17 protein-coding genes are annotated in these 23,928 nt (G+C 42.7%); 13 read left to right on the top strand and 4 right to left on the bottom strand.

Features of this window, described 5'->3' with window-relative positions; all coding sequences use genetic code 11:
* Positions 1-402 precede the first annotated feature (402 nt).
* Positions 403-2,016 carry a phosphoenolpyruvate carboxykinase (ATP) gene (gene pckA, locus EXN75_RS08555; RefSeq protein WP_022121513.1) on the bottom strand — a complete coding sequence of 538 codons (1,614 nt, stop codon included), beginning with the start codon at positions 2,014-2,016 and terminating at the stop codon, positions 403-405.
* Positions 2,017-2,556: 540 nt separating this feature from the next.
* Here pckA and upp point away from each other — a divergent pair.
* Positions 2,557-3,216 (top strand): uracil phosphoribosyltransferase, encoded by a 660-nt coding sequence (gene upp, locus EXN75_RS08560; protein WP_118115974.1) that lies wholly within the window; start codon positions 2,557-2,559, stop codon positions 3,214-3,216.
* A 127-nt stretch (positions 3,217-3,343) separates the two neighbouring features.
* Here upp and EXN75_RS08565 read toward each other — a convergent pair whose 3' ends face one another.
* A complete protein-coding gene (locus EXN75_RS08565) occupies positions 3,344-5,008 on the bottom strand; it encodes a nucleoside kinase (RefSeq protein ID WP_134843473.1) in 1,665 nt (554 codons plus the stop codon).
* A gap of 149 nt (positions 5,009-5,157) precedes the next feature.
* Here EXN75_RS08565 and EXN75_RS08570 point away from each other — a divergent pair, with 149 nt between their 5' ends.
* The 7 genes from EXN75_RS08570 to EXN75_RS08600 all read left to right on the top strand — a co-directional run bounded on the left by EXN75_RS08570 (position 5,158) and on the right by EXN75_RS08600 (position 14,431).
* Positions 5,158-6,867 (top strand): Na/Pi cotransporter family protein, encoded by a 1,710-nt coding sequence (locus EXN75_RS08570; RefSeq protein ID WP_134843474.1) that lies wholly within the window; start codon positions 5,158-5,160, stop codon positions 6,865-6,867.
* Between the two features lie 226 nt (positions 6,868-7,093).
* Complete coding sequence (locus EXN75_RS08575) at positions 7,094-8,089, top strand: NAD-dependent epimerase/dehydratase family protein (protein WP_134843475.1); 996 nt, start codon at positions 7,094-7,096, stop codon at positions 8,087-8,089.
* Positions 8,090-8,201: 112 nt separating this feature from the next.
* The gene (locus EXN75_RS08580) at positions 8,202-9,173 is read left to right on the top strand and encodes a phosphatase PAP2 family protein (protein WP_134843476.1); all 972 of its coding nucleotides are present in this window, start codon (positions 8,202-8,204) and stop codon (positions 9,171-9,173) included.
* A gap of 103 nt (positions 9,174-9,276) precedes the next feature.
* Positions 9,277-10,611, top strand: coding sequence for a tRNA (N6-isopentenyl adenosine(37)-C2)-methylthiotransferase MiaB (gene miaB / locus EXN75_RS08585; RefSeq protein ID WP_022110614.1), 1,335 nt, complete (start codon positions 9,277-9,279; stop codon positions 10,609-10,611).
* A 165-nt stretch (positions 10,612-10,776) separates the two neighbouring features.
* Positions 10,777-12,630 (top strand): ABC transporter ATP-binding protein, encoded by a 1,854-nt coding sequence (locus EXN75_RS08590; protein WP_134843477.1) that lies wholly within the window; start codon positions 10,777-10,779, stop codon positions 12,628-12,630.
* 80 nt (positions 12,631-12,710) lie between these two features.
* Complete coding sequence (locus EXN75_RS08595; RefSeq protein WP_134843478.1) at positions 12,711-13,634, top strand: lysophospholipid acyltransferase family protein; 924 nt, start codon at positions 12,711-12,713, stop codon at positions 13,632-13,634.
* A gap of 41 nt (positions 13,635-13,675) precedes the next feature.
* Complete coding sequence (locus EXN75_RS08600) at positions 13,676-14,431, top strand: lipopolysaccharide kinase InaA family protein (RefSeq protein ID WP_134843479.1); 756 nt, start codon at positions 13,676-13,678, stop codon at positions 14,429-14,431.
* Between the two features lie 38 nt (positions 14,432-14,469).
* On the opposite strand, the gene EXN75_RS08605 is transcribed toward EXN75_RS08600, so the two are convergent.
* A complete protein-coding gene (locus tag EXN75_RS08605) occupies positions 14,470-15,645 on the bottom strand; it encodes a glycosyltransferase family 87 protein (protein WP_134843480.1) in 1,176 nt (391 codons plus the stop codon).
* A 188-nt stretch (positions 15,646-15,833) separates the two neighbouring features.
* On the opposite strand from EXN75_RS08605, the gene EXN75_RS08610 reads away from it, so the two are divergent.
* The 4 genes from EXN75_RS08610 (at position 15,834) to EXN75_RS08625 (ending at position 21,237) form a co-directional block, all read left to right on the top strand.
* Positions 15,834-17,033, top strand: a complete 1,200-nt coding sequence (locus tag EXN75_RS08610) for a glycosyltransferase family 4 protein (protein ID WP_134843481.1) — start codon at positions 15,834-15,836, stop codon at positions 17,031-17,033.
* Between the two features lie 280 nt (positions 17,034-17,313).
* A complete protein-coding gene (locus tag EXN75_RS08615) occupies positions 17,314-18,678 on the top strand; it encodes an ATP-binding protein (protein WP_134843482.1) in 1,365 nt (454 codons plus the stop codon).
* 133 nt (positions 18,679-18,811) lie between these two features.
* On the top strand, positions 18,812-19,858 hold the full coding sequence (locus tag EXN75_RS08620; RefSeq protein WP_118115995.1) for a galactofuranosyltransferase: 1,047 nt from the start codon (positions 18,812-18,814) through the stop codon (positions 19,856-19,858).
* Positions 19,859-20,181: 323 nt separating this feature from the next.
* Positions 20,182-21,237: a glycosyltransferase family 4 protein gene (locus tag EXN75_RS08625; RefSeq protein ID WP_134843483.1), complete on the top strand. Its 1,056-nt coding sequence runs from the start codon at positions 20,182-20,184 to the stop codon at positions 21,235-21,237.
* A 25-nt stretch (positions 21,238-21,262) separates the two neighbouring features.
* Here EXN75_RS08625 and EXN75_RS08630 read toward each other — a convergent pair whose 3' ends face one another.
* The gene (locus EXN75_RS08630) at positions 21,263-21,970 is read right to left on the bottom strand and encodes a glycosyltransferase family 32 protein (protein ID WP_134843484.1); all 708 of its coding nucleotides are present in this window, start codon (positions 21,968-21,970) and stop codon (positions 21,263-21,265) included.
* Positions 21,971-22,186: 216 nt separating this feature from the next.
* On the opposite strand from EXN75_RS08630, the gene EXN75_RS08635 reads away from it, so the two are divergent.
* Positions 22,187-23,809, top strand: coding sequence for a DUF6056 family protein (locus EXN75_RS08635; protein WP_134843485.1), 1,623 nt, complete (start codon positions 22,187-22,189; stop codon positions 23,807-23,809).
* Positions 23,810-23,928 lie beyond the last annotated feature (119 nt).

Below are 23,928 nucleotides of genomic sequence, written 5' to 3' on the forward strand. Positions count from 1 at the left end.
CGCTTTATGGGGTAAGGGGATTTTGTGTCTGCGACATTTCTGTTGTGCAAGAAATATGTACAATAAAATGAATTTTGTCGCTTTGCAAGCAAAATCCCACTAAACCCTATAGGTTGCGGATTTGAGGTTTATTTATTTTTAGCTGCAAATTTACAGAGAATTCTTCAAATAAAGCCCCTTTTTGTCGGTTTATTATGCAAATTATTGATTTTATCGGTAATTTTTAAGTTTGTTTAGTGATTATTCCCAACAATCAAGGCATTTTTGAGAGGAAAAGCTTTAAAAAAATGAGAAATGACAAATGAGAAATTAGAAATGGGAAACTAAAAAAAGAGTCCCATCCCTCTTTCGAGAGATAGGACCCTAATATGATAATTCTTAATAATTCGAAGTTTCGAATGATTAGAGCTGTGGACCAGCAGCAACGAGAGCCTTACCAGCCTCGTTTGTCTCATACTTCTTGAAGTTCTTGATGAAGCGAGCAGCCAAGTCCTTAGCCTTCTCCTCCCACTGAGAAGCCTCAGCGTATGTATCACGTGGATCGAGGATCTTAGGATCTACGCCTTCCAACTGTGTAGGAACTACGAAGTTGAAGAATGGAATAGTCTTTGTAGGAGCTGCGTCGATTGAGTGGTCGAGGATAGCGTCGATGATACCACGTGTATCGCGGATAGAGATACGCTTGCCTGTACCGTTCCAACCTGTGTTAACCAAGTATGCCTTAGCACCAGACTTCTGCATCTTCTTTACCAACTCCTCAGCGTACTTAGTTGGGTGCAACTCCAAGAATGCCTGACCGAAGCAAGCAGAGAATGTTGGAGTAGGCTCGGTGATACCGCGCTCTGTACCAGCCAACTTAGCTGTGAAGCCAGAGAGGAAGTAATACTTAGTCTGCTCAGCGTTCAAGATAGATACTGGTGGCAATACACCGAATGCATCTGCTGAGAGGAAGATAACCTGCTTAGCAGCTGGACCCTGAGAGAATGGACGCTGGATGTTCTTGATGTGGTAGATAGGATAAGATACACGAGTATTCTCGGTAACAGTCTTATCTGCGAAGTCAATCTTACCATCCTTAGCTACAGTTACGTTCTCGAGAAGAGCGTCACGTGTGATAGCACCGTAGATGTCTGGCTCAGACTCCTTGTCGAGGTTGATAACCTTAGCGTAGCAACCACCTTCGAAGTTGAACACACCCTCGTCGTCCCATCCGTGCTCATCGTCACCGATCAACTTACGCTTAGGGTCTGTTGACAATGTAGTCTTACCTGTACCAGAAAGACCGAAGAAGATAGCTGTATTCTCACCGTTCATATCTGTGTTGGCAGAGCAGTGCATAGAAGCCATACCCTTCAATGGCAAGAAGTAGTTCATCATAGAGAACATACCCTTCTTCATCTCACCACCATACCATGTATTGATGATAACCTGCTCCTTAGAAGTTACGTTGAATACAACGGCTGTCTCTGAGTGGAGACCCAACTCCTTCCAGTTCTCAACCTTTGCCTTAGAAGCATTGTAAACGATGAAGTCTGGCTCCTGATCGAACTCAGCCTCGTTCTGAGGACGAATGAACATATTTGTTACGAAGTGTGCCTGCCATGCTACCTCAACGATAAAACGTACCTTCATACGTGTATCCTTGTGTGTACCGCAGAAACCATCTACTACGAACAACTTCTTGTTAGAAAGCTCCTTCTTAGCGATCTCCTTAACGGCATTCCAAGCCTCTGGAGTAGCCTTGTGGTTATCGTTGTGATATTCCTCAGAATCCCACCATACAGTGTCGTGAGATGTAGCATCGTCAACGATGAACTTGTCTTTAGGAGAACGACCAGTGTAAATACCAGTCATTACGTTAACTGCACCGAGCTCAGTCTCCTGACCAACCTCAAAACCCTCGAGACCTTCCTTAGTCTCCTCATTGAACAATACCTCATAAGAAGGATTGTAGAGAACCTCAGTTGTACCTGTGATTCCGTACTTTGCTAAAACAGACTTATCAAACTTTGCCATTTTATTTAAATGTATTTAAGTTGTGAATTAATTCTTCTAACCTGAATCCTTAAAACTAATTTTCTTTCAAAACCGCCGCAAAGTTACGAAAAATCTGTTTGATAACAAAGATTCTTGTTTATAAATAAGACATTTTAAAAGCTTTTTAGGTTAAAGAAATTAAAATCCAAACCATTCATCTATAATTTGCCATATTGACTTTACAAAAAACAGACACATCAATACGGAAGAGAAAGAAAGTACACCTATTTATATATATAGCAAGAGGTAATTGTGGGAAGAAGAGAAACGAGAAAAGAAGAAATGGGAAAGAAAAAAGAGAGGAGAATGAGAGTCGGAAAGGACTGAAGAGAAAGAAGAAGACTAAGGAGAGACGGTTGAGAATAGAAAAGAGAAACAAAGAGAACACAAACAAACAAAAAACAGCCAAAACATTTTGTAATCTCTCGGATTTACATTATCTTTGCAAAAATTTAGGCAGAAGAATAAGCTGAAATCGAAGCAAAAACAAGCATAAAATAACAAAAAAAATATACAACAATGAAAATCATCAACCTAAGCGAGAAAAATTCCATCATCAACCGTTACCTGGCTGAGATGCGCGACTGTGATTATCAGAAGAACCGTTTGCTCTTCCGCAACAATATCAAGAGAATCGGTGAGTATGAGGCTTTTGAAATCTCAAAGACACTTGATTACGAGGCAAAGGATGTGACTACACCGCTCGGTGTAGCAAGGGTCAACCTCCCTACCGACCAGGTTGTCATCGGAACCATCTTCCGTGCCGGTCTCCCTTTCCATGAGGGTTTTCTCAACATCTTCGACCACTCTGGCAATGCCTTTGTGAGTGCTTACCGCGAATATACCAACGAGGAGCATACCGAGATCGGTGTCCACATCGAATATCTTGCTACTCCAGACCTGACAGACAAGACGCTCATCATCGCCGACCCAATGCTCGCTACCGGCATCAGCATGGAGATGGGTATGAAGGCCTTCATCACCAAGGGTAACCCGAAACATATCCACGTGGCATGTGTCCTTGCTGCCCCAGAAGGCATTGAGCACATCAAGAACACCTTCCCAGAAGGAAAGACCACCATCTGGTGCGCTTCCATCGACGAGGGATTGAACGAGCACAAATACATCGTTCCTGGTTTCGGAGATGCTGGCGACTTGTGTTACGGAAACAAGTTATAAAAACAAGAATTGTTAATTTCCCGTCTCTGCCCGGGTATATTTTTCTCCCTGCCCACGCAAGAATTTTTCCGTGGGCAGGGAAAAATAAAAGTGGGTACAGGGACAAAAAAATGAAACCTTATTTTCTTTAATAATGGAACGAACTCCCACCCAAGAACTCGCGTAGCAGCGATGTAGGAGGCAGATTATTATAAGGTATTCCCTTGAAATACTTCAGGAATTTCAGGAGGCGGTAAGCCTCAGCATATTCTTCACAATTCTCTGGCACCAGTTGCAAGAGCGGTTCTGCCTGCATCTTGATGACAGCCAATTCGTAGAGCATCGCCGTATTGAGCATTGCATCCGCATTTTCCTGGAACGGGAAAATCCACTTGTTTTCTCCAGCACGCACTGAAGGCCAGCGATGGATGGTCTCCTGCGCACTCACACCTCTATATTTATTATCGCGGATGATACGGCGCAACAAACGGTTGTCGGTCGTAGGAATATAATTGTGATTATCAAGCAGAATGGTGGTTAAAGCCGAAGCATAGACGCGATAAATCTGCTCATCAGGAATCTGCGATGTCAGTTCCGGATTCAAGGCATGAATACCTTCCACCACCAGCACATTATGATCGTTCATCTTCAGTTTCTTTCCGCTTCTCTTACTCTTTCCGCTCTGGAAGTCATATTTCGGCAATTCCACCTCCTCGCCACGGAAGAGGGCATTAAACTGCTCATTGATGAGTTTCAGATCCAGGGCATAGATGCTCTCGTAATCATATTCGCCACTCTCATCCTTCGGAGTTTTCTCCCTATCTACAAAGTAATCATCGAGCGAAATCTGCAGAGGTTTCAAGCCGTTTACAGCCAGCTGGATAGACAGGCGCTTGCAGGAAGTAGTTTTACCCGAGGAAGAAGGACCAGCCAGTAGAACAAGCTTTACCCCCTTACGCTGGGCTATATCTTCAGCTATCTGGGCTATTTTCTTCTCTTGCAAAGCCTCACTGATATTGATAATATCGGTTGAAAATCCTGCAGTAACAGCCTGATTGAAATCGCCTATCGTACGGATACCGATGATATCCTGCCAGCGATGATGCTCCTTGAAGATATCAAACATCTTATCCTGTCTGGTGATTTCGCCCAACTGATCCGGATTCTTAAGAGAAGGAATACGCAGCAGCATACCGTCATAATACTTCTCCAGCCCGAAAAGATAAAGTTCAGAAGTATTGGTAAGGAGTGTACCATAATAATAATCCACGTAATCACCTATTTTATAATAGGTAGTATAGATAGAGCCGGAAGTCTTCAGGAGTTTCACCTTCTCCACATCTCCCTTTTCCTGGAAGAGTGCAATAGCATCCTCGGTAGGCACCATATATCTGCGGATAGGCATGTGGGCATCGATGATTTCCTGCATACGATTACGCAGCTTCCCCACCTCCTCCTCGGTAAGTTCCTTACCCAGACGCACATCCACATAAAATCCATTGGAAACAGGGATGTCGATAATCACATCAGGACTGGCAGGAAAAATATCCTTCACCGCCTTGCAGAGCACAAAGAAAAGCGTACGGGTATAGGCCCGGGAACCTGAAGAAGAAGTCATATCGAGGAACTCAAGGTCCTTGCTGTTATAAACACGATAATGCATGCCTTCCACCTTGTTATTTACCTTACAGGAGATAGGTCCATGGCTCATTTCAAGGCCAATTTCAGAAAAAACATCAAAAAGTGTGCTACCGATTGCTACTTTCTGAGTTTTTTTGTTATTTTTGCAACGGATTTGTATTACTTGTTTCATTTGCACTACGTTTATGTTACAATGTTTGACAATAATCCTGCTCCCAAGAAGGTATTTTCATACTTCCCAAGAGTAATCACTTACGTTCGGTAAAGATACGAATAAAAAAGCAACTACGGTGATTTTGAAAACATAAATTAAATTAAAATATGTCGATTTGGATATTTTTCAGGCTTATCGGTGCACTCGCCCTACTGATGTTCGGTATGAAGACGATGAGCGACAGTTTGCAGAAGATGGCTGGACCTCAGCTCCGCCATGTGTTAGGAACCATGACTACCAACCGTTTGACGGGCATCCTCACTGGTACGCTCATCACGGCTGCGGTGCAGTCTTCTACAGCCACGACGGTGATGACGGTATCGTTCGTCAACGCAGGTCTCCTCACGCTTGCCCAGGCCATCTCGGTCATCATGGGTGCCAACATTGGAACCACACTCACCGCATGGATTATGAGTGCCGGTTTCTCATTCAACATCACCGACTTTGTATGGCCGGCATTCTTCTTTGCCATCATCCTTATCTATAGTAAGAAGCGCAAGATCGTCGGCGACTTCATCTTCGGTATATCCTTTATGTTCCTCGGTTTGGGAACTTTACGTCAAACCGGTATCGACATGGATCTGGCTCACAATCAGCCGGTTCTGGATTTTTTTGCAAGTTTTGATCCCCACAGTTTTACCACTACCATCACCTTCCTCCTGATAGGTAGCGTACTCACCATGTGCGTACAGAGTTCAGCAGCCGTCATGGCGATTACGATGATACTCTGCTCCACCGGTGTATTGCCAATTTACCAGGGTATTGCGCTCGTGATGGGCGAGAATATCGGTACTACCGTCACCTCCAATGTGGCTGCGCTTACAGCCAATACACAGGCCCGAAGGGCGGCGATGGCACACATGGTGTTCAATGTCTTCGGTGTACTCTGGATACTCTGCGTATTCCGTCCGTTCATCCACCTCGTTTGCGGTTGGGTGGGTTTTGATGATGTGATGGAAAAGAACGATCCTCATTTCGTAGCCAATGCAGCCAAGCTCTCCTTTGTGCTTGCCGCCTTCCATACCACCTTCAACCTCTCCAACACCTTTATCCTGGTATGGTTTATCCCTCAGATAGAGAAGTTGGTATGCAAGATTATCCGTCCTAAGAAGAATGCTGATGAGGATGATTTCCGCCTGCGCTTTATCCAGAGCGGTATCATGAAGACTCCGGAAATCTCTGTTCTGGAGGCGCAGAAGGAGATTCACAGCTTCGCCGTGCGTATCCAGCGCATGTTTGGTATGGTGAAGGAACTCTTAGGCGAAACCAACGATGATAAGTTTGTCAAGCTCTATACCCGTATTGAGAAGTATGAAGGTATCTCAGACAATATGGAGATTGAGATTGCCAAGTACCTTGACCAGGTGAGCGATTCCCATCTCTCTGATGAAACCAAGGCTAAGATTCGCGCCATGCTCCGCGAAATTTCCGAGATAGAGAGTATCGGTGACAGTTGCTTCAATATTGCCCGTACCCTGAACCGCCGCATCCGTGGCAAGGAGGATTTCATCCCTTCTCAGTATGAGCACATGCATCAGATGATGGAGCTTACCGACAATGCCCTTACCCAGATGAACATCACCCTTGTAGGTCATAAGGGAGACAACGATGCCAACCTCTCATTCAACATTGAGAATGAGATCAACAACTACCGCAACCAGTTGAAGAGCCAGAACATCAACGATGTGAACAACCATCTCTATACCTATGCCATCGGTACGATGTATATGGACATCATCCAGGAGTGCGAGAAGCTTGGCGACTACGTAGTAAACGTAGTAGAGGCCCGCATGGGTGTAAGACAGCATGAGGCATAAGACTGTTTAAGATATCAGAAAAGTCCCACAGATTTCACAGATTTACACAGATTTAAGTTTTTGACTTCAAAAATCTATGTAAATCTGTGAAATCTGTGGGACTATGTATTTTTAGTTACTTTTTCGCTGAAAAAGAGACTATTTAGAAGTTTTTTGGCTCAATATAGACGACAACTCAATTTTTTGTTGTATTTTTGCAGGCGAAATTGCAATTTTATAATCATTAATGAAGATTTTAGTAACAGGTGCTTCGGGTTTTATCGGGAGCTACATTGTGGAGGAAGCTCTCCGACAAGGCATGGAAACATGGGCAGCAGTACGCCCTTCAAGTTCCAGAAAATACCTGCAAGACGAGCGCATCCATTTCATCAACCTCAATCTTTCTTCTAAGGAAGAACTTATCAGCCAGTTAGACGGACAGGAGTTCGACTATGTGGTTCATGCGGCAGGCGCTACCAAGTGTCTGCATGCAGAAGATTTCTATCGTGTGAACACCGAGGGTACCAAAAATCTCGTAGGTGCACTTATCGCCCTCAAGATACCTATCAAGCGGTTTGTATTCGTCAGCTCGCTCAGCATCTTCGGTGCCATCAGAGAAGAACAGCCTTATCAGGAAATCACGGAACATGATACGCCCCACCCTAACACAGCTTACGGCAAGAGCAAATGGGAAGCAGAGAAATATCTGGATAGCCTCGGCATCCAGTTCCCTTATATCATCCTGCGACCTACCGGCGTATATGGTCCAAGAGAGAAGGACTATTTCCTGATGGCAAAAAGCATCAAGCAACATGTGGACTTTGCCGTGGGATACAAGCGCCAGGACATCACCTTCGTATATGTACAGGACGTGGTGCAGGCCGTCTTCCTCGCTCTCGATCATGGTATGAACGGCAGAAAATACTTCCTCAGCGACGGAGGTGTTTATCAATCTACTGCATTCAGCGACCTGATCAGAAAGGAACTTGACAATCCTTGGATGCTGCGTATCAAAGCTCCTATCTGGGTTTTGCGCATCGTAACATTCTTCGGCGAATACATCGGCAGAATAACCGGAAAGATGTCGGCGCTCAACAATGACAAATACAACATCCTGAAACAGCGCAACTGGCGATGTGACATTGAGCCAGCCATGGACGAGTTGGGCTATCATCCACATTATCCTCTGGAGCGTGGCGTAAAACTCGCCATCAAATGGTACAAGAAAAACCATTGGCTCTGATTTCTGATCAAGGATCCGAAAAAGAAGGATTATTTGACAGGAAGGCCTAAAGGATTTGGCAGAAAACCCGACAAGATAAAGAAATAGATATTCATAAAGTTCAAAGAAAAACGTGATAAAAGATTATTTTAAGATAGAGAAGAACCCGAAAAAAGGGCTGTTGGCGCTGGAATGGGTGATGCTCGCCTATATGATTCTGACGGTAGCAACCATGCTCTTCACTTACACCAAACTCGTGAATCCCGAATCCATGATCTGGGGTCGCATCAGAGTGCTTGTGATGACGGGAGCGCTATGGGGTGTATATCGCATGGTACCTTGCAGGGCTACTAAACTTGTGAGAGTGGCGGCTCAGATGGCGCTGCTGGCATGGTGGTATCCAGATACTTACGAGATCAACCGCATGTTTCCCAACCTCGACCACGTGTTCGCAGGATGGGAACAGCAGCTTTTCGGTTGCCAGCCTTCACTCCTTTTCTCCAAAGCCCTTCCTTGGGCTGTGGTAAGCGAACTGATGGATATGGGCTATTTCATGTATTATCCGATGATAGCAGCCGTCGTATTCTTCTATTTCTTCTGCAGATACAGGGAGTTTGAGCGCATTTCCTTCGTAATGCTCGCCTCATTCTTCATCTATTATGTGATATTCATCTACGTGCCGGTAGCCGGTCCTACCTTCTATTTTGATGCAGTAGGCGTACGCGAAATCACCAAGGGAATATTCCCAGCCATGGGCGATTATTTCAACACCCATACCAACTGTCTGCCGTCTCCAGGCTACACCGATGGTATATTCTATCATCTGGTAGAGGATGCCAAGGCTGCAGGCGAACGACCAACGGCAGCTTTCCCAAGTTCGCACGTCGGAATCAGCACCATCTGCATGCTGATGGCATGGCATACAGGAAATCGCAAGTTGGTATATATCCTCCTGCCATTCTATGTGTTCCTCTGCATGGCTACCGTTTACATCCAGGCACATTATCTCATCGATGCCCTGGCAGGTTTTGTTTCTGCCGTCGTCATCTACTTCCTGCTGATGTATCTTTCCAAAGGAATGACAGAGAAAGTTGGAATAAGATAAAAATTCACAATAGTACAAAAAGACATGACCATCAAGAAAGATGGTGATTATCAAGTATATTATCCAATAACATTATATAATAAAGTAGAATTCATCTAGAACAATGAAGAAACTATTTATTGAAACTTACGGCTGCCAGATGAACGTGGCTGACAGCGAAGTAGTAGCCTCTGTGATGCAGATGGCTGGTTATGAAATCTGTGAAAAAGAAGAAGAGGCTGATGCTATTTTTCTTAACACATGCAGTATCCGAGAGAATGCGGAAAACAAGATTTATCATCGCCTCGACACCCTCCATGCTGAGCAGAAAAAGGGCAGAAAGGTAATCCTCGGAGTGTTGGGCTGTATGGCTGAGCGAGTGAAGGATGACCTCATCCAGAACCACTATGCCAACCTGGTTTGCGGTCCGGACAGCTATCTCAACCTGCCAGATATGATCGCACAATGCGAAATGGGCACCAATGCCATCAACATCGAACTTTCCAAGACCGAGACTTACCGTGACATCGTACCTCAGCGCATCGGTGGCAACAGAGTGAGCGGTTTCGTAAGCATCATGCGTGGCTGCAACAATTTCTGCCACTACTGCATCGTGCCTTATACCCGTGGACGCGAGCGCAGCCGTGATGCAGAGAGCATCCTGCGAGAGGTTCGCGATTTGCAGCAGCGTGGTTTCAAGGAAGTTACCCTGCTTGGCCAGAATGTAAACAGTTACGGTCTTTCACCATCAGGAAAGCGTGAGGAAGGCAGTCTTTCCTTTGCAGAACTCCTCCACATGGTAGCCCAGGCTGTACCAGATATGCGCGTGCGCTTCACCACCTCTAACCCAGAGGATATGACCGAGGACATCCTCCACGCCATCGCCGAAGAGCCAAACCTCTGCAAGCACATCCACTTCCCTGCACAGAGCGGAAGCAACAAGATACTGAAGCTGATGAACCGCAAATACACCCGCGAGGAATATCTGCAGCGCATCGCTGACATCAAGCGCATCATCCCAGGCTGCGGCATCACTACCGACATCTTCGTGGGTTATCATGACGAAACAGAGGAAGATCATCAGGAAACCCTCTCGCTGGTGAAAGAAGTTGGTTTCGACAGCGCCTTCATGTTCAAATATTCAGAGCGCCCGGGTACCTATGCTGCCAAGCACCTGCCTGACAATGTTTCGGAAGAAACCAAGATAGCCCGCCTCAACGAACTGATCAAGCTTCAGACAGAGGTGAGCGCAGAGCAGAACAAGAAAGATGAGGGTAAGGAATTCACCATCCTCATCGAAAACTTCAGCAAGCGTAGCCGTGAGCAGATGATGGGTCGCACAGAGCAGAACAAGGCGGTAGTCATCGATAAGGGCAACCACCATATCGGCGAATTCGTAAAGGTTCGCATCACCGGTTCCACCTCTGCTACCCTCTTCGGCGAAGAAGTGAAAGAATAACTTTCAACAAAGAAGAACGCAAAATAAAAGAATAACCCAAAATAAACCGAAAATGGCACTTTTACCTACCCAAAACAGGTAAAAGTAGCCTTTTTCTTCATACTTTTAGCGAAAAAACACAAAATCATTTTGTAGTTTTCTCTAAAAGCGCTATATTTGCAGTCTATGAAGGAATTCTTGCAAGTTTTAAAACGATTTGTCCCTCCATACAAAAGATATCTGGGACTATCCATATTATTCAATATCCTATCAGCGGTATTGAATATCTTTTCATTCGCAGCCTTGATACCAATCCTGCAAATCCTATTTCAGGTAGATGGCGGCATCCGTGCCAACGACTATATGACCTGGAACGGAGACTGGGGCACCCTCAAGGAAGTGGCCACCAACAACCTGTACTATTACATCCAGGAATTTATCGTGGAATACAGTGCATCGACCGCCCTTCTGGTGATCGGTCTGTTTCTGGCATTCATGACCTTCCTGAAGACGGGAGCCTATTTCCTTTCTTCCGCCACCATCATACCTATCCGTACTGGTATCGTGCGTGACATCCGCAACCAGCTCTACCAGAAGATTAATTCTCTCTCTCTGAGTTTCTTCAGCGAGGAGCGCAAGGGCGACATCATTGCCCGCATGAGCGGCGACGTACAGGAAGTAGAAAGCAGCATCATGTCATCTCTCGACATGCTTTTCAAGAACCCGATTCTGATACTCTTCTACTTCATCACCCTTATCTGCATCAGTTGGCAGCTCACTCTCTTCACCATTCTTTTTGTTCCACCTTTCGGCTGGTTCATGGGCTTGGTGGGCAAGAAACTGAAGGCACAGAGTACAGAGGCACAGTCGCTCTGGAGCGACACCATGAGCATGGTAGAAGAAACATTGGGCGGTCTCCGCATCATCAAGGCTTTCTGTGCAGAAAGCAAGATGAACTGGCGCTTTGACAAGGTAAACAGCGAATATCGCGACAACATCATGCGCGTGAACATCCGCCAGCAGATGGCTCATCCTATGAGTGAGTTCTTAGGCACCATCCTCATCGTAGTCGTATTGTGGTTTGGTGGCATTCTGGTATTGGATTACGGCCGTATCGATGGTCCAACCATCATCTTCTACCTGGTGATGCTCTACAGCATTATCAATCCGCTGAAGGAATTCTCCAAGGCAAGCTATAATATCCCCAAGGGACTTGCCAGCATGGAGCGTATCGACAAGATTCTCCAGGCAGAAGTGGAAATCAAGGACAAGGAGAACCCGGAGCATATCGCTTCCTTCGAACATCAGATAGAGTTCCGCCACGTATCATTCGCCTATACAGACAATAAGAGCGACGAACTGATATACGTGCTGAAAGACATCAACCTCGTGATTCCGAAGGGCAAGACCGTGGCACTCGTAGGTCAGAGCGGTAGCGGTAAGAGTACGATGGTGGATCTGATTCCACGTTACTATGACGTGCAGGAAGGCGAGGTGCTCATCGATGGCATCAACGTGAAAGACCTGGCCGTAAATGATCTCCGCCAGCTGATAGGCAATGTAAACCAGGAGGCTATCCTCTTCAATGCCAGCTTCAAGGACAACATCCGTTTCGGCAAAACCGATGCTACCGACGAGGAAATCGCCAATGCAGCAAAGATAGCCAATGCCTACGACTTTATCATGAAGTCGGAACATGGATTTGATACAGGAATCGGTGACCGTGGAGGCAGACTTTCCGGTGGTCAGCGCCAGCGTGTAAGCATCGCCCGTGCCATCCTCAAGAATCCTCCTATCCTCATTCTCGACGAGGCTACTTCTGCTCTTGATACAGAGAGCGAGCGCCTGGTGCAGGATGCTTTGGAGAAACTGATGAAGACCCGTACTACCGTAGCCGTGGCTCACCGCCTGAGCACTATCAAGCATGCAGACGAAATCTGCGTGATGCATGAGGGAAGAATCGTGGAGCGTGGTACTCACGATGAACTGATAGGCAAAGACGGATATTATAAGAAATTGCACGATATGCAGCAGGTGTAATAACAATGTTAAGTGTTGAATGTTAAATGTTAAGTTGCATTCTTGCTTATATATATAATAAGGTGTAAATCATAGGACTTATGACAAAGATTGTTTATGCGCTGTTTTATGCAATATCGCTGCTGCCATTCAGGTTGCTCTATTGCATTGCCGATTTCGAGTACTTCATGATGTATCGCATCATCAAGTACCGCAGAGGCATTGTGCGTAAGAATCTCACCACTTCCTTTCCGGAAAAGTCTGCCGAAGAAATCGCAGCTATCGAAAAGAAATTCTACCGCTGGTTCTGCGATTATTTCTTTGAAGCAGTCAAGTTGCTGAGTATCAGCGACAAGGAACTCCGCCACCGCTTCCATGTTTACAATAGCGAGGAAGTGGAAAAATGTTTTCAGGAGGGTCAGGATGTAGCAGCCATCCTCGGACATTACTGCAACTGGGAGTGGCTCTCATGTGTAGGCATCGAACTGCCAAAATCCCGCAAGATGGGTCTCATCTATCATCCTCTGTACAACAAGGCCTTCGATGAACTCTTCAAGCGCATCCGTTCTCACGAAGAAAATGGAGTGCCAGTTCCCAAGAAAGATATCCTCCGCTATCTGGTAGATTACAAGCGCAGGGATATCCGCAGCATCTTCGGCTACATCAGCGACCAGGGGCCTAAATGGGAGAACATCCACCTGTGGCTTCCTTTCCTCAACCATCCCGAAACTCCTGTGTTTACAGGAGGCGAAAGAATCATGAGAAAGATGAACGATGCCGTATTCTATGTAGAGATGTCGCGCCCGAAAAGGGGCTATTACACAGCCACTTACAAGCTTATCACCCGCGAGCCGAACGCTCTGCCGGAGCATGAGATCACCCGTCGCTTCTTCCAGATGTTAGAAGAAACCATCCGTAAGAATCCTCCTTATTATCTCTGGACACACAACAGATGGAAGCGAACCAAAGAGGAGTTTGACAAGCGATACGAAGTGGTGAAGGGGAAAGTTGTACCAAGAGAATAGAATGGATTACAAGAAACGATTTCCAAAAACGATTCTAAGAAATGAGAAAGATAAAGATAAATCCAAAATATGAATACCTGAGAAGTTTCATCGAGAGCATTCCTGATGTTTTCGAAGAGAAGGGACGTGAGATTTATAAAAGCCGCAATACCATCAAGGTAATGAATACCCCTGAAGGCCTAAGTATCAATGTAAAGCGATACCATATACCTCACGGACTGAATCAGATGATCTATTCATGGGGAATCAGGGTACCTAAAGGTAAACGCGCTTACGAATATGCCAGAATTTTAAAAGATAAGGGGATAGGAACGCCAGAAGTCATTGCACTTATTGAAGAAAGAGGTCTTCTGAATATGCTGGGATTCACCTACCTCATCACGATACAATGTGATTACGGACACACCATGTATGAAACTGGTGACCAGAATTTTACAGACCACACCTCTATAGCCAAAGCTCTGGCTCATTTTGCAGCAAATATCCATAACCATAAAGTATTGCACAAAGACTTCACACCAGGCAACGTACTATGGAAAAAGGATGATGAAGGCTATCATTTCATGATTGTAGATATAAACCGCATGAACTTTGGCACAGTCAGCATAAAGAAAGGTTTATATAACCTGCGTAAATTCTGGGGTCCAAAAGAATTCATGAAAACCCTCGCATCAGAATATGCATTGATACGAAATGCTAATCCTGAAGAAGCCGTTGACTATGTAATGAAAGAACGGGCAAAATTCTGGAAACGCTATCAGAAGAAACATGAAATACCATTCCTGCTTGAACTGTAATCAAGCAAGAATGGTATTTTCTTATCCGTGAAATCTGACTATTCCTTCAATTTGTCCGAATAATTTCTAACCATCATTTCATAAATCAGTTTAAACCAAATCAGTACCACCGGAAGGGCTTTCAGCGCATAAGGCTGCACATAAGTCTTGCGTATAAACTTCGGGAAAAGATCAGAAGGAGACAAACTCGTCAGGATAAAAGCAAAAATCATCAAAGCAATGTCCCAACGAGAACGCTTCCACGGAACAGCAACAAACCAAAGAGCTACTCCCACAAAAGCAATGATATAAGTACTCGACTCGCTACCCGTACTGAAGAGTACAACAAACATCAGAACCGAAGCAAGGAAAGCATATCGGAAATACAGATTTTTATATTGCGAAAAGCGCAGATAAGGAGCGCAAAAAGCCAATATTCCAGGAACAATCAGCCATAAATCAGAATAAGTGGAAACATGCGATATTTTTCTCACTAATCCTAACAAAGACTGATTTTGCATCGTAGAAAACATATTCTCCATATTCTTACCTGCCAAACTCATTTTCCATTCCTGATATTGACCTATAATATATTCTGGACTACTAATCAACATCGGCAAGACAAAGAACAAAACAGCCCACCCGACCAACGAAGCAACAAATTTGACCTTATGCTTGGAGAAGAAGAAGAAAGCCAATCCTACAACACCATAAAGTTTGACAAACGTACCAATCATGATAAAACACGCAGCCAAAATATCTTTCTGTTTCTCCACACAATAAAAGGATGCCACGATAAGAGCAACCGTCACAATATTAAACTGGTCCATGAATAAAGCTGTAAGCAACTCATGAGCACAGAACCAATAGATAAATATTTGTTTACCTTGATTCAGAGGCAGTTTTCGGATACACACATAGAGAAGCAAAGCCATCAACACATGCCACAAAATAAGCCCCACAGGAAGAGGGACAACTGCAAACGGAGCGATAATCAAACTGAAGAACGGACCATAATGATTCGTATCAAAATACTCTGCATAAGGAGCGTAAAGAGACGTCTGATTCCACGTATGCCAAAAAACATATTTGAATATCAAAAAGTTGTTACACTTATGAAACTTGATAAGCGCAGATCCCAAAGCCAGCAAGAGCCAAAGCCAAAGTAATGTGCGCGGGTCGGTAAAAAAAGGACGCTTCAAGAACTGCTTCAAGCGTGAAAGAGTTTCATTCATTTGATTTATCTGTTTATTAATCATTATACATATTAGTCATAAATCTTCCTCCTTATCATTTTCCAGCTATATCGCGAACAAAGATAGAAAAAAAACATGTAATGAGCAAATATTTCTATAATTATTTTGCAAAATCAGAATTTTATTGTAACTTTGTATGGAATAAAGATTTTTCAAAATAACAAAACATGAAAATAGGCTTTGATGCAAAAAGAGCAGCACAAAATCGTACTGGTCTTGGCAATTATAGTAGATTTATAATCAGAATATTGTCGGAGCTACGCCCCGACAACGAATACCATCTATATACACCAAAGCCTCATCGCATACCATATCTGAAGGAAATACCCACATTAAACCAACTTTTCCTTCATTTTCCATCCAAGGGTATATGGAAAGAACTAAGTTCCCTTTGGAGAATCTGGGGTATCAGCAGGGATATACAGAAAAATGGTATTGACTTATTTCATGGTTTGAGCAACGAGTTGCCTTTAAACATTGGTACTCCGGAAGATAGAAAAAAGAAATATGGAGAAAAACGATGCAAATACATCGTGACTATCCACGACCTGATCTTTCTTCATACACCTCAGTATTATCATTGGATAGACCGCAAAATTTATCAATATAAATTTCGCAAGGCTTGCCAAAACGCAGACCGCATCATTGCCGTCAGTGAATACACCAAACAGGAAATTATAGATTATTTCCATACACCAAAAGAAAAAATTGATGTAGTTTATCAGGGTTGTGACCCTGTATTCTCTCAAGAAATTGCTCAAGAAAAGCTGGAGGAGGTAAGAGAAAAATATTCGCTACCAGAAGAATTTGTGCTCTATGTAGGAAGCATTGAAGAACGGAAGAATCTTCTATTGTTGGCAAAAGCGATAGCTCTGCTTGCCAAAGGAGAATGCAGAGCAGAATGTCTTGCAGAGAATCAGAGGAAAAAAGAAATACAGGTAGTAGCAGTAGGACGCCACACTCCATATGTAGAAGAAATACAAAGCTTTCTGAAGGAACAAGGCATAGAGCATCTGTTTCATTTCTATCATAAAGTACCTTACGAAGATTTGCCATCGTTCTACAAATTGGCACAAATTTTCGTTTATCCTTCCCAGATAGAGGGATTCGGAATTCCACTTCTGGAAGCCATCAGCAGCGGAGTTCCAGCTATCGGATGTACCGGTTCTTGTCTGGAAGAAGCAGGAGGTCCCGATTCGATATATGTCGCACCAGACGATGCTCAAAGCATGGCTGCAACTCTCCTCAACGTTTCATCCGACGCTCTATTACGTCAGAATATGATCATGCGGGGCAGAGAATATGCCAAACGCTTTACCGACGAAAAGCTGTTTCATTCCCTATATGAAACATACCAAAAAATATAATCATCAGAACAACTGTAAAAAAGAAATATGAAACAAAACAGACTTTGCTACATAAGCCAGAATTACTATAATCTATCTGGCGCATACAAGTCACTTTGAGGAGCTGCTACAACAAGAATACTGAAATCTTTGTATTTTAGCAAAAAATCTGCGATTATTTCTTTGTATTTTAGCAAAAAGTTGACGTTTATATCTTTGCATTTTAGCATTTTTACAATTTAAATGCTTGATATTAAGCAAAAAACATGTAATTTTGCAATCAAAAAAAAGGAAATACAAAATGGAGCAAAGACAATATATTACCAGACAAATAGACAAGGCTTTGATAGCATGGAAAAACAATCCACGACATAAGCCTTTGTTACTACGTGGCGCAAGACAAGTGGGCAAATCCTCCTCCGTACGCCATCTGGGCAAGCAATTCGAGAATTTCGTTGAAGTTAACTTTGAGCGAAAGCCACAGTTTGCCCAAATTTTCCAAGGAGACTTAAGTGCCCGTCATATAGTTGAAACATTAAAATCAATAACAGGAGAGGCAATCATTCCAGGAAAAACTTTACTTTTCTTGGACGAAATACAAATGTGCCAAGAGGCCATTTCTGCTCTTCGTTTTTTTTGGGAAGACTTACCTGAATTACATGTTATTGCAGCAGGTTCTCTGTTGGAATTTGCACTAAATGAAATTCCAACTTTTGGCGTGGGCAGGATTCATTCTATGTTTATGTACCCAATGTCTTTCGATGAATTCTTGGGAGCACTTGGTATGCAAAGCTTATTACAAGCCAAAGAAATTGCCAACCCTACCCAACCTTTACTTCCTGTCTTACACGACCAATTAGCTGCTCTCTTCCGCACTTATCTGATGGTCGGCGGAATGCCTGAAGTTGTCTCTACATGGCTCTCTGCTCATAGCTACGAAGAGTGCCAATCCGTACAAAAAGAAATAGTATATACCTATGAAGTTGACTTTGCGAAATACAAGAAACGCGCCAACACCACATTGCTTCGGCTCACCTTACATAGTGCAGCTCATCAAATAGGAAGTAAGTTCGTATATAGCCAAGTATCACGCGATTTCAGATCTGTCCAAATAAAAGAGGCTCTTAGCCTTCTAACTTTGGCAGGATTACTTATACCAGTCTATAACACTGCAGCCAATGGTTTCCCGCTGGGTGCAGAAGCAGATGAAAGTTGCGCAAAATACCTTTTCTTGGATAGCGGGCTTCTTCTATCCATCTTAGGCATGGACTTAGGTAGCATAACAACCCTTTCAGAGCAAATACTCATAGGCAATGCCACCGACTTGGTAAACAAGGGACATATTACAGAGATGGTAGCAGGACTGGAAATCATCAAAAACATGCCTCCAGACAGCATTCCTTCTCTGTTCTTTTGGATGCGCAGCGCAAAGAGTTCTTTAGCTGAAGTAGATTACGTTATGGCAAAAAATATGAAGATTCTTCCGATAGAGGTAAAAGCCGAAGTGCGTGGCGGAATGAAGAGCCTTTATGCTTTTATGGAGACAAAACACATCGATCATGCCATTCGAACCTCATTAGAAAACTTTGGGAGTTTTACTAAAGACAATGGGAAAATAGACATCTATCCTCTTTATGCATTAAGGAGCTTGGTAATAATGAAATAATCAAGGCTCCAACTAAAACAGAAAGAGGAGAAGTTTACCTACGATAAAAGATAAAGTTTCCTAAATTACACCTTCGAGTATAATACTTTGGGTATAATTTCGTAACTTTGCAGAAAATCAAGACATTAAGAGCATGAACAAACAAAACAGACTTTGCTACATAAGTCGCAACTACTATAATCTTACATCAGCTGGCAACAAGGCTAAGACGGACAACGAGGATACACTCGATGAAATGGGAGCCGTCAACCTGGGTCTGCATCGAACGGTAAGAAACAGCAAGATTATCGCATTTTTCCTTGATCTTGCAGGAATTCTCCGTGCCTGCCTATTGCTTCAAAAAGGCGACACTCTTTTCTTGCAATATCCTGTCAAAAAGTACTTTTCTTTCTTATGCAAAATAGCAAGAATGAAAGGAGCCAAGACCGTTTCCCTCATTCACGATTTAGGTTCTTTCCGCAGAAAGAAACTGACCGTAGAGAAAGAAATCAGCCGTCTCTCCCATAGCGACTATATCATCGCTTCCAACGAGAACATGAAGAAATGGCTCAAGGAGCACGGAATGCAGAAGCCAGTGGGTGCCCTCGGCTTATTTGACTATCACTCAGCTTCACCATGTCAGGAAAAAGCGTCAGACAGGAAGCAGCCAAAAGTAGTCTATGCCGGCGCTCTAAGCATGAAGAAGAATTCATTTCTGGTAGAACTTTCCAAGACGCTGACCAATTGGCAACTGCTGGTTTGCGGAAACAAGGAAGGACTACAGGGCTTGAAAGAGAATCCGCTCATCACTTATCAGGGATTTGTGCCTTCAGAAGATTTCATCAAGAGTATTGATGCCGACTTCGGGTTAGTATGGGATGGCGATTCACTCGACACCTGTTCGGGCGAATATGGTCAATACCTAAAATGGAATTCTCCACATAAGGTTTCCTTCTATCTCCGTGCCGGTTTACCACTCATCATCTGGAAAGAGGCAGCCGTAGCGCCTATCATCGAAGAAGCAGGAGCAGGTATTGCCATCAATTCGCTGAAAGAGTTGGATGAAAAGCTTGCCAATCTCACCTTCGACGACATCGCAAATCTGAAGCAAAATGCAAAACGCCTGGCCGAAAGACTGAACCATGGGCACTTCCTTCGCCAAGCATTAGACATTTATTTCTCTACCCATCAGCAACGCTGACTATTTGGGACATTTCAAACTAACGAAACAGGTTACTGGAGTAACTTGAAACAGAACGGAACGAAAAATAAACAATATATATTTGCTACATTCAATATAAAATAGTACCTTTGCAAAAATATCATAAGCAAGCATGACAAAAGAAGAGCTGATATGGCAAAGATATTGGACATAAGTACTACAGCTATAGACAACAATATTAAATGGCTAAAAGATAATGACATAATAGAAAGAATAGGAAACGACCGTAATGGTTAGGCAAGTTAAATCATAGTGTTAACAAACCACCAAGATTAGTTTTATATTCAAAGACCATTATATTTATGAAATACGTATTAATTGACTTAACACGCTATCAAGATAAGTGTGGATTTGGAGAAATCGCCAACAATGTTGGCGAACATCTCAAAGGCGGTATCATTGATGATATTCACTTTACTGTTCTTGTACTAGAAAAATATAAAGGTGTCTTAGGAGATGCCGTTGATTACGTTACCGTAGAGCATCTGGACAAAGATCTCAAGGCTTTAGGACACAAGATTGACTTATGGCATACCACAGACCAACTGTTCATCAAACGCAGACATGCCAAAGGCATGATAAATCTTCTCACTGTACATGATTTGAACTTTTTATTTGAGAAAAAAGGCATTCATCGTCTCAAACGCTTACTGAAACTCAAATGGTTTGTTAAACGTTCAGATTGCATTACTGTCATTTCCGAATATGTAAAACGAGATTTACTCAAACATGTAAACCTTGGGAAAAAGCCACTAAGAGTTATCTATAACGGAATACAAGACACAACCAAAGAAGAACAAAAGCGACCTAACTTTGTGAATATAGACGACAAATTCTTTTTCACAATAGGCCAAACAAGAAAGAAAAAAAATTTTCATACATTAATACCTATGATGAAGTACTTTCCTAAATATAAACTATTTATATGTGGGAAAAAATGTACAAGCTACCTCAAAGAACTACTGGAAATAAAAGAATATTGCCATGCAGACAACGTCATCATAGCTGGTGAAATCACCAATGAAGAACGTAACTGGATGTATGCTCATAGCGAAGCTTTCTTGTTCCCAAGTCGATTAGAAGGTTTTGGACTTCCTGTTTTAGAAGCGATGCGCTACAATTGCAAAGTTTTCTCTTCTCGATACACCAGCCTACCAGAAATCTGCAAGAACCACGCAACCTACTTTGACTCTTTTGAGCCAGAAGAAATGGCTAATACTATAAATGAAGGACTGGCCAATTGGGACAGAAATGGGGAATTATCCCTTGCTGCAAAAGAATACTCTATGAGTTACAATTATGACAAATACATGAAACAATATCTTACCTTGTATAAAGAATTGCTTCATTTGAAATAAAGTCCATAAAACAATATGCTCTCTTCTATTTTTTGAAGAGAGCGTACTTTACCACATGGACGACATGAGAAATCATCAAATCTATCTGACGGCTTAACTTTCTCTTACGCCAACTCCCATAAATACGATGTTCGGCAAAAGTTTTTTCTGTACGAGGATACTTTTTACGAGGCAACAAATATGAAGTTGGATATACGTGAAAACCTTCCAACAATTGTGTGCTCCGAATATTCATATCAAACTGTAATTGCTTTGCGATACGTTCCATAATAATTGGAGAGATTGTGGTATTAAAAGAGCCATCATCATTCTTAAAATGATGATTTTTGTAATACTCCCAAACTTTTTGACAGAAAGCATTACCATGAGGAGCCATAAAGAAAGCTGCCTGCAATCCTGTCTTGGTTTCGCCTTCTTCTGTCATAAAAGTAGTAAATACATTCTTCTGCATAAACTCATCAAAACGCTTATACAAGAAGATATCACTATCCATATAAACACCTCCGTGAACATATACAGCATAGAATCTGACAGCATCCGCAGCAAAAGCCCATTTGTGAGCCTCCAATGCTTCGTCTATAAACGGACACCCTATCGCCTTAGCTTCCTTATATCCCCATAATTTTATCTCATAATCGGGGATAATGCGCTTCCACGAATCCAAGCAGACCTTTATCTCTACAGGATAAGGATCATTGCTAAACCAACAAAGATGAATGAGTTTTGGTATCATTATTTTTGCTGCAAAGGTATGAAAAGTTATCAAAAAAACAAAAAAAAGCAAGGATTATTTGTGGCATTCAATAAAATTGAGTACCTTTGCAGCCATAAGCGGCACAAGTTTTAACATTTATTATTTATCTCACATGCAAAGTTACAGACGCAACGATGTTATAGAATACAAAAAGAATTAGTATTATCACAGAATTAATATAGGATTAAAACAGTTATGAATAAAAAGCAATTAAAAATTGTAACAAGCGTAGCAATTGTGATTTTAATCTTGTCCATCCTCCCCATCTTTTGGATCGGACAATATTTGCACCCATTTTCTGATGATTATGTCTTTGGAGCAGAAGCATACAAGACATGGAATGCCACCCATTCTGTAAGTGCATGCCTCCAAGGAGCATGGAATGTAGCCGTTAGCATGTACCATATTTGGCAAGGCACCTACTCTGCATGCTTTTTGATGGCTTTGCAGCCTGGAGCTTTTGGCATGTATTGGATTGTGCCCATTGTTCTTGCGTCAAGTATCGTCATATCAACATATGCGCTATTATTCATGATAATGAGGAAGTTACTGCATACCACAAAGATGGAATTTTTATACGTATCTACCATCTTTGCACTCATCAACATACAATTCGTCCGTTCTGCCTACGATGCCTTTTATTGGTATAATGGAGCGATGTACTATACTCTATACTTTAGTCTTTCCTTATGTCTGGGGGCTTTACTCATCGCATATTACCAATCCCAAAGCACACCCAAATGGGTTATTGGTGCACTTACTATCATCCTCGCCCTATTCCTTGGCGGAGGCAACTTTGTCTCTGGCTTTGGAAGTGCCGCTATATTATTCACAACCATTGCCATCATCTGTATCGAGCAAAAGAAATTACCCAAATTCCTTACAGGTGTCTTGACAGTTTACTTAGCAGCCTTTGCATTTAGTATCTTAGCACCAGGTAATGCTTTTCGTGAGTTAGCCGTAAAGGAGTATCACCCGACCATTATAGAAGCTATTGGCATTACCATAAGCAAAAGTATTGGATTCATCGGTGACAGAATCATTAGTTTCATGTCACTCACCTTTGTTACTTTGGTGCCAACAGTAAGTAAATTGGCTCGCAAATCAAATTTTAAATTCTCTCACCCATGGCTATGCATTGCCATCACGTTTGGCTTATTTTGCAGCTTCTTCTTCCCACATTGCTACGCCATGGGATACGAAGGACCTTTCAGAGTGCAAAATGTTTATACCTATGCACTATTCTGGCTTATTCTGACCAACATGTATTACCTTTCAGGTGCGTTGGCAAGAAAGGAAGAAAACAAAGCGCCTCTGAGTTCTGCCATTTGTCAGGTAGCGACTGCTACAAAATTGAAATTTAAGAATACCATTAAATATTCATACATTTATACAATTCTTATATTTGTATTGGCTATAGCCGTTAAACCATCCACCACCAATCGCACACTCAGCCTTCTTATCAAAGGAAAGATACAAACAAGCGACAAAGAAATGAAAGAAAGGGAAGAACTATTGGGGAGGCTTTACAACAACTCTATTGTCGAATTGAAGCCTTTAAAAACAAAACTTCCTTCTGATACCCATTACGATGCTTTGCCTGATCCTGGATATTGGGTAAACCAAGCTATTGCCATGTATTACGGCAAGCAAGAAGTCTTCACAACAAATAGTTACAATATCAATAATGAGAATACATATCTCATGAAACACTACAAGAAAGATGTAGGTCCAAACAACTTGAAATACAAGACATTCATAGAGCAGGACTCTCATCCGACTTATCTCACACAACGAATTAAAAAAGCAAGTTATTAGGCAATAAGTACAAAAACGAACATATTCTTCACTATTTCACTGGAAGAATATGCTCGTTTTGTTTCTTTTAGGATAATTCTTTGTATTTTAGCAAGAACTTGCCATTTATGTCCCTGTGT

It is taken from the genome of Segatella hominis (assembly GCF_004535825.1).
GTDB classification, from domain to species: Bacteria; Bacteroidota; Bacteroidia; order Bacteroidales; family Bacteroidaceae; genus Prevotella; species Prevotella hominis.